This window comes from Pandoraea pneumonica (assembly GCF_049918595.1).
Taxonomy (GTDB): domain Bacteria; phylum Pseudomonadota; class Gammaproteobacteria; order Burkholderiales; family Burkholderiaceae; genus Pandoraea; species Pandoraea pneumonica_A.
In genome coordinates, this window is record NZ_JBNCRZ010000007.1 from 194,723 (window position 1) to 207,664 (window position 12,942).

At 60.2% G+C, this 12,942-nt stretch carries 14 protein-coding genes; 2 read left to right on the forward strand and 12 right to left on the reverse strand.

The features are described 5' to 3' along the window. Nucleotides 1–2: 2 nt before the first annotated feature. The 3 genes from ccsB to ACPWR9_RS23900 form a co-directional block, all read right to left on the reverse strand. Nucleotides 3–1,187: a c-type cytochrome biogenesis protein CcsB gene (gene ccsB, locus ACPWR9_RS23890; RefSeq protein WP_426301344.1), complete on the reverse strand. Its 1,185-nt coding sequence runs from the start codon at nucleotides 1,185–1,187 to the stop codon at nucleotides 3–5. Between the two features lie 11 nt (nucleotides 1,188–1,198). Next, nucleotides 1,199–3,334, reverse strand: coding sequence for a cytochrome c biogenesis protein ResB (locus tag ACPWR9_RS23895; RefSeq protein ID WP_426301346.1), 2,136 nt, complete (start codon nucleotides 3,332–3,334; stop codon nucleotides 1,199–1,201). A 167-nt stretch (nucleotides 3,335–3,501) separates the two neighbouring features. After that, nucleotides 3,502–4,158 (reverse strand): c-type cytochrome, encoded by a 657-nt coding sequence (locus ACPWR9_RS23900; protein ID WP_426301348.1) that lies wholly within the window; start codon nucleotides 4,156–4,158, stop codon nucleotides 3,502–3,504. A gap of 298 nt (nucleotides 4,159–4,456) precedes the next feature. Here ACPWR9_RS23900 and yihA point away from each other — a divergent pair, with 298 nt between their 5' ends. Further along, nucleotides 4,457–5,125 carry a ribosome biogenesis GTP-binding protein YihA/YsxC gene (gene yihA / locus ACPWR9_RS23905; protein ID WP_426301351.1) on the forward strand — a complete coding sequence of 223 codons (669 nt, stop codon included), beginning with the start codon at nucleotides 4,457–4,459 and terminating at the stop codon, nucleotides 5,123–5,125. 583 nt (nucleotides 5,126–5,708) lie between these two features. Further along, entirely contained in the window at nucleotides 5,709–6,707 is a 999-nt protein-coding gene (hemB, locus tag ACPWR9_RS23910) for a porphobilinogen synthase (protein WP_426301353.1), read from the forward strand. A 148-nt stretch (nucleotides 6,708–6,855) separates the two neighbouring features. Here hemB and dsbD read toward each other — a convergent pair whose 3' ends face one another. The 9 genes from dsbD to infA all read right to left on the reverse strand — a co-directional run bounded on the left by dsbD (nucleotide 6,856) and on the right by infA (nucleotide 12,935). After that, entirely contained in the window at nucleotides 6,856–8,832 is a 1,977-nt protein-coding gene (gene dsbD, locus ACPWR9_RS23915) for a protein-disulfide reductase DsbD (RefSeq protein WP_426301355.1), read from the reverse strand. Continuing rightward, nucleotides 8,825–9,157 (reverse strand): divalent-cation tolerance protein CutA, encoded by a 333-nt coding sequence (gene cutA / locus ACPWR9_RS23920; RefSeq protein ID WP_426301357.1) that lies wholly within the window; start codon nucleotides 9,155–9,157, stop codon nucleotides 8,825–8,827. The genes dsbD and cutA overlap by 8 nt, the downstream gene beginning before the upstream one ends. 194 nt (nucleotides 9,158–9,351) lie before the next feature. Beyond that, a complete protein-coding gene (rplQ, locus tag ACPWR9_RS23925; protein ID WP_150682358.1) occupies nucleotides 9,352–9,744 on the reverse strand; it encodes a 50S ribosomal protein L17 in 393 nt (130 codons plus the stop codon). Nucleotides 9,745–9,899: 155 nt separating this feature from the next. Further along, nucleotides 9,900–10,877: a DNA-directed RNA polymerase subunit alpha gene (locus ACPWR9_RS23930; protein WP_150682359.1), complete on the reverse strand. Its 978-nt coding sequence runs from the start codon at nucleotides 10,875–10,877 to the stop codon at nucleotides 9,900–9,902. 102 nt (nucleotides 10,878–10,979) lie between these two features. Beyond that, complete coding sequence (gene rpsD, locus ACPWR9_RS23935) at nucleotides 10,980–11,603, reverse strand: 30S ribosomal protein S4 (protein ID WP_150682360.1); 624 nt, start codon at nucleotides 11,601–11,603, stop codon at nucleotides 10,980–10,982. A 153-nt stretch (nucleotides 11,604–11,756) separates the two neighbouring features. After that, nucleotides 11,757–12,161: a 30S ribosomal protein S11 gene (gene rpsK / locus ACPWR9_RS23940; RefSeq protein WP_010804113.1), complete on the reverse strand. Its 405-nt coding sequence runs from the start codon at nucleotides 12,159–12,161 to the stop codon at nucleotides 11,757–11,759. Nucleotides 12,162–12,179: 18 nt separating this feature from the next. Continuing rightward, on the reverse strand, nucleotides 12,180–12,545 hold the full coding sequence (rpsM, locus tag ACPWR9_RS23945) for a 30S ribosomal protein S13 (protein WP_058376370.1): 366 nt from the start codon (nucleotides 12,543–12,545) through the stop codon (nucleotides 12,180–12,182). A gap of 35 nt (nucleotides 12,546–12,580) precedes the next feature. Beyond that, a complete protein-coding gene (rpmJ, locus tag ACPWR9_RS23950) occupies nucleotides 12,581–12,697 on the reverse strand; it encodes a 50S ribosomal protein L36 (protein WP_010804115.1) in 117 nt (38 codons plus the stop codon). 19 nt (nucleotides 12,698–12,716) lie between these two features. Then, nucleotides 12,717–12,935, reverse strand: a complete 219-nt coding sequence (infA, locus tag ACPWR9_RS23955) for a translation initiation factor IF-1 (protein WP_010804116.1) — start codon at nucleotides 12,933–12,935, stop codon at nucleotides 12,717–12,719. Between the last annotated feature and the right edge of the window lie 7 nt (nucleotides 12,936–12,942).

A 12,942-nucleotide genomic window follows, 5' to 3' on the forward strand; every position in this document is an offset into this window, starting at 1 on the left:
CGTCAGAGCTGTCCGTAGCTGTGCAGCCCCGACAGGAACATGTTCACGCCAAGGAACGCGAACGTCGTAATCAGCAGACCCGTCAGCGACCACCATGCGGCCACGACACCCCGCAGCCCCTTCATCAAGCGCATGTGCAGCCACGCGGCGTAGTTCAGCCAGACGATCAGCGCCCACGTCTCCTTCGGGTCCCAGCTCCAGTAACCACCCCAAGCGTCGGCAGCCCAGAGCGCGCCGAGAATCGTGGCGATCGTGAAGAACGCAAAACCGACGGCGATCGCCTTGTACATCACGTCGTCGAGCAGTTCGAGCGAGGGCAAACGCGACGAGAAGAAGCCGCTATCGATCGCCCGGCCTGCGGCGACGTTACGCTTTTGCTCGCCCGATTTGAGCAGGTACGCCACCGCCACCATCGCGGCCAGTGCAAACGTGCCGTAGCCGATAAAGTTCGCCGGTACGTGAATCTTCATCCACCAGCTTTGCAGCGCCGGGACCAGCGGCTGGATTTCGTACGCACTGCGCGCCACGCTGTACCAAAGATTGAAACCAACGGCAGCGCTGATGACCAACAGCACGAACGGTCCGAGTGCGCGCGTCTCGTAGTGTTGTTCGTAATACAAGTAGAACAACGACGTGATCAGGCAGAACAGAACGAACACTTCGTACAGGTTCGAGATTGGAATGTGCCCGACGTCGGCACCCACCAGATACGACTCGTACCAGCGCACCATCATGCCGGTGAAGCCGAGCAGTACCGCCGCCCAGCACAGCGCCGACCCGACGCTCGCACCGAATGGCGAGCGCGCGAGCAGACCGCCCCAATAGAACAGTGTCGCCAGGAAAAACAGCGCACTCATCCAGAGGATGGCCGACTGACTCGATAGGAAATACTTCAGGAAGAACGCTTGATCGGCGCGTGCCAAATCATGGTGATATAGCCCGATGCCCGAGAGCGCGAGAATCGCGATGCCCGCCATCAGCCAGCGCACCGAGCGCCAGTGCCAGCCGAGCACGGCAAAGGTCGGCACCGAGAGCACCAGAATCGTGTGCTCGTAGTAATCCATAAAGTGGCCGTAGCGGTTGAGCGCGAAACCCGCGCCCAGCGCCAGCGCCAGTGCGAACAGCCAGTCGCCGATACTGCGACGGCGCAGCCACGAGACGTCTGAATAGCCTTGCGATAACTCCATGTCTCTCACCTTCATCGTTTTGTGACGATCGCATCGATCTCCGCCTTCGTGCGGGCGAATTCTTTGTCGAAATCCAGCGTGCGACGCGTGGTCGACGCTGCCATCAGTACCGAACTGCCGCCCACCGGGGTGTCTTTCACCCACAGCCAGAGACGCCGCTCGCGCACATAAAACATCGAGAAGATGCCGAGTACCAGCAGCAGACTGCCAAGATACACGATCTTCTTCCCGGGCGAGCGCGTGAGCTGGAAGACGCTCGCTTGAATCTGGTCGAACGAATCGAGTTGCAGGAACACCGGCGCGTCGTACAGGAAGTTGTCCGACAGCGCGTTGGTCGCCGTGTGCACAAAGCGCTCGTTCTCCGGCGTGGACGCCACTGCGGGCTGGCCCGCCTGTTCACGCGCGACCTGCCAAAGTTGCCAGATCGTGCCGTCGAGAATACGCCGGAACATGTCGGCCGCGCTCGATTGCTGCTCCTGCGGCACCTTCTCGCTCACGAACTCGGCAATCGCTTGCAGCCCGCCAGTGGCATGGCCGTTCGCGCTCGCCGGGATCGCACCGGCGAAGAGATCCATTTCGCGCTTGGCGCTTTCCTGCAATTGACTACGCAGTTCGGCAGAGGTTTGGGCCGGCAGCGACTGCGCAGCGAATCGGCGCGCAGCTTCGGCACGGGCACCGTCATCCTGAAGTGCGGCGCGCAGTAGCATCCATTGCTTGACCGAACCGTCTTCGTCGGCGGGGATGCGCAAGTATTGGAACGGGCCGTCGGGGGTGTCGCGCACGCCCGTCATGAACACACGCTGACCGTCTTCGACGAGAATCGGCAGCATGTAGTTGCGGTATTCCTTCGCCTGCCCGCTACGATCGCGCACCTTGTATTGCACCGAGGGGCCGACGTTTCGCAAGTCCTTGCTGAGGTCGGTTTTGGCTCCCGAACCCAGTTGTGCGCTCAAGTCGTCGCGAAACGACTTGCGAGCCACGCCGCGCACGTCTTGCTGTCCGCTGCCGTTGCTGATGTTCTCGACGTTGATCGCGCGGAAATCGCTGAATTCGACCGTGTATTCGTCTTTGGCGGCAGCGCTGCCTTTCAACTGCGTGGACCCGCCAATATCGCCCGAAAATGCGAACGTCTTATCGGACGCACCACGCATGGGGTAACCGGTGAGTTTCAGCTTGCTGCCACCGTCTTCGAAGCTCGACTGATAAATCGCTACGCCCTTGAAGATAAACGGCTCGTTCACCTTCACCGTCGCGTCCATCGACTTGCCTGTCTCCGGGTCCGTCACCACGATGTCGCTGGCGAAGAGCTTCGGCATCCCCGTCGAGTAGTAGTCGACGTGGAATTTCTTTAACTCGATGGAGAAGGGCAGGTCTTGCACGACCGAGCCGTCCTGAAAGTTGAGAATGGCCGTCGTCGACTTGCCGCCCTCGGGCACGAATGCATAACCGCGGAATGCGGGGTTGCTCGACGAGAGGCGGTGTTGTTCGGGAATCTGCGCGATCACGGCGTTGCCTTGCAGCGGCGATTTGCCGAACAGGGCCATCTGCACGCGGATGAGCAGGTCGCTGTCGACCAGCCCGCCCAAACAGATGATGACGATGGCGCTGTGCGCGAAGATGTAGCCGATCTTGTTGATCGCCCCGGCCTTGGCGGCGACGAGCGTCGCACCGTCGCGATCGCGCACGACGAAGCGGTAGCCGCGGCGTCCGAGAAAGCCCGTGAGTCGCGGCAACAATTCCGCGCGCGGGGCGGGGCCCGAGAATTCACCCCGGTGACCGAAGGCGCGCAGGCTGCCTTCACGGACGTGGTCGCGCCAGCTGCGGATATCCGCGATCATCTTCGGTGCGTTGCGCACGATGCACAGCGTCGTCGACGCCATCAGGAAGAAGAGGATCAGCAGAAACCACCACGAGCTGTAGACCGTATAAAGGCCAAGCGAGCGGAAGACGTCGGCCCAGAAGGGGCCGAACTGATTGACGTAGTTGGGGTAAGGGTCGCCTTGCTTGAGCACAGTGCCGACGATGCTGGCGATCGCGAGCACGGTAAGCAGGCTGATGGCAAAACGCATCGAACTCACTAGCTCGACACCGTCGCGCACCCATCGCTGCGCGCCTTTGATCTGCATTCCCGAGGTACTGATGCTCATCCTATTTCCGGCAACAAAAAAGGGCGGGAGCGCGTTTTTCACGCGCCCGCCACCCTGTGTATGCTAAACCAGTTCGATCGCGCCACTCTGCGGTGACGGCGCTGGTTTCGTTATAAGTCAGCGAATATACCCTGACGTTCACACGATGTCAGGGCAAACGTTTCCGATCATCGCAAACCGGCGATGTAATCCGCGACTGCCTTGATTTCCTTGTCCGACAGTCGCGACGCAACGGCATGCATCGGCGCGTTGTTCTGACGCGTTTCGTCGCGGAAGGCCACGAGTTGTGCAGCGGTGTAATCGGCCCACTGGCCGCCGAGGCGCGGGTATTGCGACGGCATGCCGGCACCGGCCGGTCCGTGACAAGCGGCGCAGGCGGGCACGCCCTTCTCTGCGATACCGCCACGGAAAATCTTTTCACCCAACGGAACGGTGGCTTTGCTACGCGCCGCACCCGGTTTCTCGGTCTGCGATGCGAAGTAAGCGGACACGTTGCGCATATCTTGATCGGACAGCGCCGCGACCATGCCGGCCATGATGGCATTGTTGCGCGCGGGTGTTTTGCCCGGCTGCGCCTTGAAATCGGTCAGCTGCTTGTAGAGGTATTCGGCGTGCTGCCCGGCGATCTTCGGGTACGCACCACCGGTGCTGTTACCGTCTGCCGCGTGGCAGGATGCGCAGACCTGACTGGCAATCGCCTGTCCCCGGTTCAAGTCTGGCTTGGCAGGCGCTTGCGGCTCGGCGGCTTGTCCTGCACCGCTCAGAAGAAAGCATGCCAGCGCCAATGGTGTTGCAGCGAGAGACTTCCACACTCCTCGGTTCATTCGCACACCTTATATCTGTTTTGTCGGGAAATCGGTCGTTCGAACTCACCGTCCGGCGCCGTGTTTCTCCTCCAACCTCACGGCGTGCGAGACGTTCGGACAAGCCTCGGCAAGGCCAAGGTTAACTTTCGTATTGTACAATAAAGTCTTTCCCCGACTTTAGGGGATTTCCATGTAGAAGGCCGCAGAGCGGGGCTTCCCGGGCTTTCGCCGGCGACGTCCCTACTCACCGTTCTGCGCCCCTGCGCCCGCGTTGCCAGCCCGCTTGCCGAGGCTGCGGCGCTCCCCGGTTCCTGTCATGTCCCTACTTCATCAAGCCCGCTTCTTTACGACCGTCAATCATCTGCGCGATCTGCCGCCCACGGCAGTGCCCGAGGTCGCCTTCGCGGGTCGCTCGAACGCGGGCAAATCCAGCGCGCTGAACATCCTGTGCAACCAGAAGCGTCTGGCCTTCTCCAGTAAGACACCGGGCCGCACGCAGCACATCAATTACTTCGAGATTGCTCACCTTGAGCATCTCTACGGCTATCTCGTCGACTTGCCCGGCTACGGCTACGCCGAAGTCGGCGGCGGCGTGAAGGTGCACTGGCAACAACTGCTCGGTGATTATCTGGTGCAACGCCCGCAACTGCGCGGGCTGGTGTTGGTGATGGACTCGCGTCGCCCGTTCACGGATCTCGATTGCGAACTGATCGACTGGTTCCTGCCGACCGGACGCCCCATCCACGTCCTGCTGACGAAAGCCGACAAGCTCACGCGCCAGGAAGCCACCGTGGTGCTGCGCGACACCCAGAAGCGTCTGAATGCCATCCCGCGCACGGACGGACTCCCGTCGGACGATGCGAATACCCCTGCGCAGTTCACGGCACAACTGTTCTCGTCGCTTAAGCGCACGGGCGTCGAAGCCGCGCAACGCGTGCTCGAAGACTGGCTCGCTATCCCGCCGCGCGAATCGGCGAAGAAATGAGCGCGCCTCAGTAATTTCGACTTCTCTCGATTCGAAGCACCCCGACAAACCCGAGCGCTGCACATCGTCGTGTGCGTCTGGCTACCCCGCCAAAGGTAGTTGACGCAGCGGTTCGCCGGGCGCGACATATCGTCGCGGTCAGCCGCAGGCGAGTTCGACGCATTTCGGGGAAAGGTACTGTGGTGCGCGGTGACCTCAACCAAACGGATGAGGGCCCCGCGGAATTGTCGGAGCGTGCTGCCATGCCCGCCCGCAGACGATCGCCGGGGCATGACACGCGATAAAGCGAGCGCACATAAAAAAACCGCCGTGTAGGCACGGCGGGTTTAAATGAGCCTTATCGTAGAACGACAGGCGCCCGCTCAGGGAGGAGAAGCGGGGGACGCCACACACAGTGCGAACATCCGGTTGGTATGATATACCATGCGTCCGAAAGTTTCCCGGCAAGTGCCCCTTTTTTGCGCGCTTTCCCCCTTACGGAATCGTTGAGCCAATCACAACGGCAACACGTTTTCGGGACGTCTTCACCAGACGAATCACGGAATTTTCAGACGCGCTATTCCCCGTCCAAAGGACCGATCGCATGAGTTCCTATCCCCTGCTTCGCCCGCGCCGCATGCGACGCGATGACTTCTCGCGCCGCCTGATGCGCGAAAACCAACTGACTTGTGACGACCTGATCTATCCGGTGTTCGTGCTCGAAGGTCAGAATCGCCGCGAGGCCGTCGACTCCATGCCCGGTGTCGAGCGCGTCTCGGTCGACGAATTGCTGCGTGTGGCCGATACCTGCGTCACGCTCGGCGTACCTGTCATCGCGCTGTTCCCCAATATCGACACGTCGTTCAAGACGCCCGACGGTATCGAAGCCACGAACCCCGAAGGCTTGATCCCGCGCGCCGTGCGCGAACTGAAGCGCAACTTCCCCGATCTTGGTGTGCTCACCGACGTGGCACTCGATCCGTACACCAGCCATGGTCAGGATGGCGTGCTCGACGAGAACGGCTATGTCATTAACGACGTGACGACCGAGATTCTTGTGAAACAGGCGCTCACGCAAGCGCAAGCGGGTGTCGATATCGTGGCGCCGTCCGACATGATGGACGGTCGCATTGGTGCCATCCGTGAAGCGCTCGAAGCTGCCGGGTACATTCACACGCGCATCATGGCCTATGCCGCCAAGTACGCTTCGGCCTTCTACGGCCCGTTCCGCGACGCTGTCGGTTCGGCCTCGAATCTGGGCAAGGGCAACAAGATGACCTACCAGATGGACCCGGCCAATTCGGACGAAGCGCTGCGTGAAGTGGCGCTCGACATCGAAGAGGGCGCGGACATGGTCATGGTCAAGCCCGGCATGCCGTATCTCGATATCGTGCGACGCGTGAAGGATGAGTTCCGCTTCCCGACGTACGCCTATCAGGTCAGCGGCGAATACGCGATGTTGAAGGCCGCCGCACAGAACGGCTGGCTCGATCACGACAAGGTGATGATGGAATCGCTGCTCGCATTCAAGCGCGCCGGTGCTGACGGCATCCTGACGTACTTTGCGCTTGACGCAGCGCGGTTGATTCGCGCACAAGCTTAAGCGGCCACAGCACGCCCCATAAGGTTTCGGCGGCGTGCTTATCGCTGAAAAACAAACAGCCAGTCCGGTGCCGGACTGGCTGTTTGTTTATGACGCGCCGATAGCTGGGGGAGCTTACAAGGCACCCTTCATGCGGCACCTTTTCGGCTCACGCTGCCGGCCCGTAAGCCTTATCGAGACTGCGCAGGAACTGGTCTGCCGATTGCGCACCGATCACGCGTGACCCCGGTACCTCGGTGCCCTTGGCGTCAAAGAAAATGATGCCGGGTGGACCGAACAGCGCAAACCGCTTGAGCAGTGCTTGATCGTCCGCATTGTTCTTCGTCACGTCAGCCTGCACGAGTAGCACACGGTCCAGACGTGCCCGCACCCGCGGGTCGGTAAAGACAAACCGCTCCATCTCTTTGCAGCTGATGCACCAGTCGGCATAGAAGTCGAACATGACAGGACGACCCGCCGTGGCAACCACCTGATCGAGTTCCGCAACACTTCGCACGCGCTGGAATTTCACCTCCTCTGCGACGTGCGCCCCCGCGCTGGCACTGCCAGACGCCGCCGTCGACACGCCAGCCAGCGGTGCGAGCGGATCGCGAGCGCCTGCGGCAGCCCCGACCAACGCGACAGCGCCCAGCAGCGCAACGGCAACACCCAGCCCTTTCAATAACCGCCGCGTGCCGCTCACGCCATCCGGCAGACTGTCGAACACGCGCATGAACGTCGCCGCCACCAGCAGCAACACGCCCCAACCGAGCAGCAACACCTGCGTGGACAACAGCGGCCGCACAATCCATAGCGCCACACCCAGCAGCAGAAAGCCGAAGAACCGTTTCACCCCGTCCATCCATGCGCCAGCGCGCGGCAGCAAAGCCCCGCCACCTCCCGCAAGAATGACAAGCGGCAACCCCATTCCCAGCGACAGCGCAAAGAGCGTAGCGCCACCGAAAACGGCGTCTCCGGTCTTGGCGATAAACGCCAGGGCAGCGGCAAGCGGTGCCGTGACACACGGGCTAACGATCAACCCGGACAGGACGCCCATCATGGCCGCCCCCATCCATTGACCCGACTTTTGTTTGCGCGCCGCATCGTCGATCCGGTTACGGAGCGCCGACGGCAACTGGATCTCGTACATGCCGAACATCGACAACGACAGGATCACCATGAGTAGCGCAAACGACGCGAGCACCCAAGGGGCTTGGAGAAACGCGATCAGCCCTTGGCCAAGCAACCCAGCTGCAACGCCGATGGCCGTGTTCACAATGGCCATGCCGAGTACGTAGGCGATGGCGAGACGCACCGCCTTGCCCCGGCTTGCCTCTTGACCTGCGACGATCGACAGCAGGATAGGCACCATCGGCAAAACGCACGGCGTGAACGCCAACCCCACCCCCAGCGCGAAGAAGATACCGAGCGCCAGCAGGAAGCTGCCGCCGGAAAGAATGCGCTCGGCTTCGCTGTAATCGTCACGTGCCGAGAGCCAGCCTCCGCCCGTCGCCGCCGGTGCTATCTGATTGGCATCAGGAGAATTCGCTGCATCGGGTTTAGTCCCCAGTAACGCTTGCGTCGCGGGTCCTGCCACGGACTGCGATGACATCGACGACGCTCCCGCACCGCCACTGGCACCACTCCCAGCAGCCACCGCCGCCGAAATCTTGAACCGCTTATCCATCGGCGGATAGCACAGCCCTTTGTCCGCACAGCCCTGCATCGTGACGGTCAGCGTGAAGGGGCTCGCCGCGTCGGCAACGGGAATACGCACGTCGATAGGCTCGTGATACACCTCCATATCCTTACCGAAGGTCTCGTCGTGTTTGACTTCACCTTTTGGAAATTCTGGGGTACCGAGCTTGATCGCCGGATTGTCGGCAGCGAACGCGAAACGCTCGCGATAGAGGTAATAGCCCTTGGCGACTTCGAAATGCAGCAGCACCGCACCGGGCTGTTCCGACTTCGACACCTTGAACGCGACATCCGGATCGAGAAAATCATCTGCGGCGTGCGCCCGCCCGACGCCGAGCACCAGCATCAGCGCAACGGCGAATACCCACACGAGCGCCCAAATTCCGCGTTGCTTACCCAGATCTTTCCGGGCAACCACCGGCCAAGCCGCGATCACTGCTTCAGACATGCAACTTCCCCCGAGTCTCATCCTCAACCCAGCGTGCGTAGGCGGGGAGCGCGGCCGTCGCAGGCCACGCCACAATTTCCGGCACGTCGTAAGGATGGTGTTCCTTGATGAACTGCTCGAGCGCCGTGTAACGCGCGGCGCTCGTCTTGATCATGAGTGGCACTTCAACACTCGTCTCGCGTTTGCCTTGCCAGCGATAACTCGACCGCACAGGCGCCATTTGCTGGACACATGCCGCCAGTTGCGCATTCAACATGCCGTCGATAGCGGCTTCGGCGCTGGCTTCGTCGGGAAACGTCGTCATGACGATGAGAAGGGCATCCATAGTGTGCAGTAGACCGGTCAAACGTTGCGATTGTTCACTGTACACCGGCCGTCGGCAAGATGCGCGGACTGGCCGCTATTCCAGAGATATCCGTCCCGCGGGTCAGACAACACCGTAAATAAAAAAAGCCAGGTCGATGACCTGGCTTTTTCTTTTACGGCTGGCAGTCCTCAAAGGCCTGCTGCGCGAGTCGCTTACTCAGCAACTTCCGGCGCTTCCGTGTCGACTTCCGGACGGTCCAGCAGTTCGACGAACGCCATCGGGGCGTTATCGCCAACGCGGAAACCCATCTTCAGAATACGCAGGTAGCCACCCGGACGGTTGGCAAAGCGCGGGCCGAGCACGTTGAACAGCTTCGAGACCGAGTCACGATCACGCAGGCGGTTGAAAGCCAGGCGGCGGTTAGCCAGCGAGTCCTTCTTGCCCAGGGTGATGAGGGGCTCGACAACCTTACGCAGTTCCTTAGCCTTCGGCAGCGTGGTCTTGATCGCTTCGTGTTCGATCAGCGAGTTCGACATGTTACGCAGCATTGCCAGACGGTGGCTGCTGGTACGGTTCAGTTTACGCAAACCATGACGGTGACGCATTTCAACTTTCCTTTAAACAAAGTTTTCGACCAAGCTCTTCTATCGGTGACCATCACCGCGGGCCGGTGTCGTTACAAACGGCCGTATCGGATCGCTCCGACGCACCGCACTTTTGTTGCAACACGGCCGCCCGAAGGCGGCCATGTCTTCACAACTTACTTCTCGAGACCAGCCGGCGGCCAGTTTTCGAGCTTCATACCCAGCGTGAGACCACGCGAGGCCAGCACTTCCTTGATCTCGTTGAGCGACTTGCGACCCAGATTCGGGGTCTTGAGCAATTCGTTCTCGGTACGTTGAATCAGGTCGCCGATGTAGTAGATGTTTTCGGCCTTCAAGCAGTTGGCCGAACGCACCGTCAACTCGAGATCGTCCACCGGACGCAGCAGGATCGGATCGATCTGCGGCGCACGCGACGGCGCTTCGCTGGCGGCTTCCGTGCCTTCCAACGCAGCGAACACCGACAGTTGGTCGACGAGGATGCGAGCCGATTGACGGATCGCTTCTTCCGGCGACACCACACCGTTGGTCTCGATGTTCATCACGAGCTTGTCCAGATCGGTACGCTGTTCCACACGGGCCGATTCGACCGCATAGCTCACACGCTTGACCGGCGAGAACGACGCGTCGAGGACGATACGACCAATCACCTTGGCCGAATCATCGCCATAACGGCGCACGTTACCCGGGACATAACCACGACCCTTTTCAATCTTGATCTGGACGTCGAGCTTACCGCCCTTGGCCAGATGTGCAATCACGTGATCGGGGTTGATCAGTTCGACGTCGTGCGGCAGTTCGATATCCGAAGCACGCACCACACCTTCACCATCCTTGCGCAGCGTAACCGTGACTTCATCACGGTTATGCAGCTTGAACACCACACCCTTGAGGTTCAGCAGGAAGTTAACAACATCTTCCTGAACACCGTCGATGGTGGAGTATTCATGCACGACGCCGGCGATCGTCACTTCGGTCGGCGCGTAGCCAACCATCGACGACAACAGCACGCGGCGCAGCGCATTGCCCAAGGTGTGGCCGTAACCACGTTCGAACGGCTCCATCACAACTTTGGCGTGATGCTCACCGACTTCTTCAACCTCGATGATCTTGGGCTTCAATAAACTGTTTTGCATAGGTTTCCTTTTCAATACCCTCGGCTCGTTACACCGATAAGGCTGATGGATGACAAACCTGCACGGAACGAAAACGCGCCGTGAGGCGCGTCAGCGTTTGGATTAACGCGAATACAATTCGACGATCAGGCTTTCGTTGATGTCGCCTGCGATATCGCTGCGTTCCGGCAGTGCCTTGAAAGTGCCTTCCATCTTCTTGGCGTCAACCGAAACCCAGATCGGGAAACCGACTTGTTCTGCCAGCGTCAGCGATTCTTGAATACGCACTTGCTTCTTGGCCTTTTCGCGCACGGTGATCACGTCACCGGCCTTGACCTTGATCGACGGGATGTTGGCGACAACACCGTTCAGCACGATGGCCTTGTGGCCAACCAGCTGGCGCGCTTCAGCGCGCGTCGAACCAAAACCCATGCGGTACACGACGTTGTCCAGACGCGACTCGAGGACTTGCAGCAGGTTTTCACCCGTGTTGCCCTTCAGACGGTCGGCTTCCGCGAAATAACGGCGGAACTGACGCTCGAGCACGCCGTAAATACGCTTAACCTTCTGCTTTTCGCGCAGTTGGTTGCCGTAGTCCGACGTACGAGCACCCGAGGTGCGGCCATGCTGACCCGGCTTGCTATCCAGCTTGCACTTGTCGGCGAGCGAGCGACGTGCGCTCTTCAGGAAGAGGTCAGTACCTTCACGGCGGGAGAGTTTGGCCTTCGGGCCGATATAACGTGCCACGGTTGTTCCTTTATCTCAAAATTTGACGCAGCGGCGCCTTGTCCACTACGCAAGTCCGGTACCAATGTACCGGACGGTGGTCTTAGAAATTGCTACGCGCACGGCCGAGACCGTGCGCGAACCCGCGATTATAGCAGGATTTCCTAAAGCGTCTTAGATACGACGACGCTTCGGCGGGCGGCAACCGTTGTGCGGGACCGGCGTCACGTCCGAGATGGCCGTGATCTTGATACCCAGCGCATTCAGTGCGCGAACCGCGGATTCGCGACCCGGGCCCGGGCCCTTGATGCGAACTTCCAGGTTCTTCACGCCGTATTCCAGCGCCACGCGGCCAGCCGATTCAGCAGCAACCTGGGCAGCAAACGGGGTCGACTTACGCGAACCCTTGAAGCCCTGGCCACCCGAAGTCGCCCATGCCAGCGCATTGCCCTGACGATCGGTGATCGTGATGATGGTGTTGTTGAACGAAGCGTGGACGTGCACGACGCCTTCTGCAACGCTCTTCTTGACCTTCTTGCGAACGCGCTGCGAAGCGGCGTTGTTCTGTTGCTTAGCCATGAGTTTCCTATCCTCTGGTTACTTCTTCAGCGAGACGCCGGCCTTACGCGGGCCCTTGCGGGTACGCGCATTGGTACGGGTGCGCTGGCCGCGGACCGGCAGGCCCTTGCGGTGACGCAGACCACGATAGCAGCCCAAGTCCATCAGGCGCTTGATGCTCATGGTCACTTCACGACGCAGGTCGCCTTCGACCGTCAGCTGACCGACTTGGTCACGCAGCTTTTCGAGATCGTTGTCGTCGAGGTCCTTGACCTTCTTCGAGAACGGCACACCAGCGGCTTCGCAAATCTGGCGAGCGCGCGTGCGGCCGACACCGTAAATAGCCGTCAGGCCGATTTCGGTGTGCTGGTGGTTCGGGATGTTAACCCCTGCAATACGAGCCATTCGTAATTCCCCAACTAAATAGCGTTAAAGGCCGATTAGCCCTGACGTTGCTTGTGGCGCGGATCCGAGCTGCAGATCACGCGCAGCACGCCTTTGCGCTTCACAAACTTGCAATTGCGGCAGATGCACTTAACAGATGCCAAAACTTTCATGACAATTCCCTCTCTCTAATCACTTCGCCCGGAAGACGATCCGCGCACGCGACAGATCGTAGGGCGTCAACTCTACCGTCACCTTATCTCCGGGAAGAATGCGGATGTAATGCATCCGCATCTTGCCGGAAATATGTCCGAGTACTACATGGCCATTTTCCAGCTTTACCCGGAAGGTGGCATTGGGGAGGTTTTCAAGGACCTCACCCTGCATTTGAATAACGTCGTCTTTCGACATGATCCCG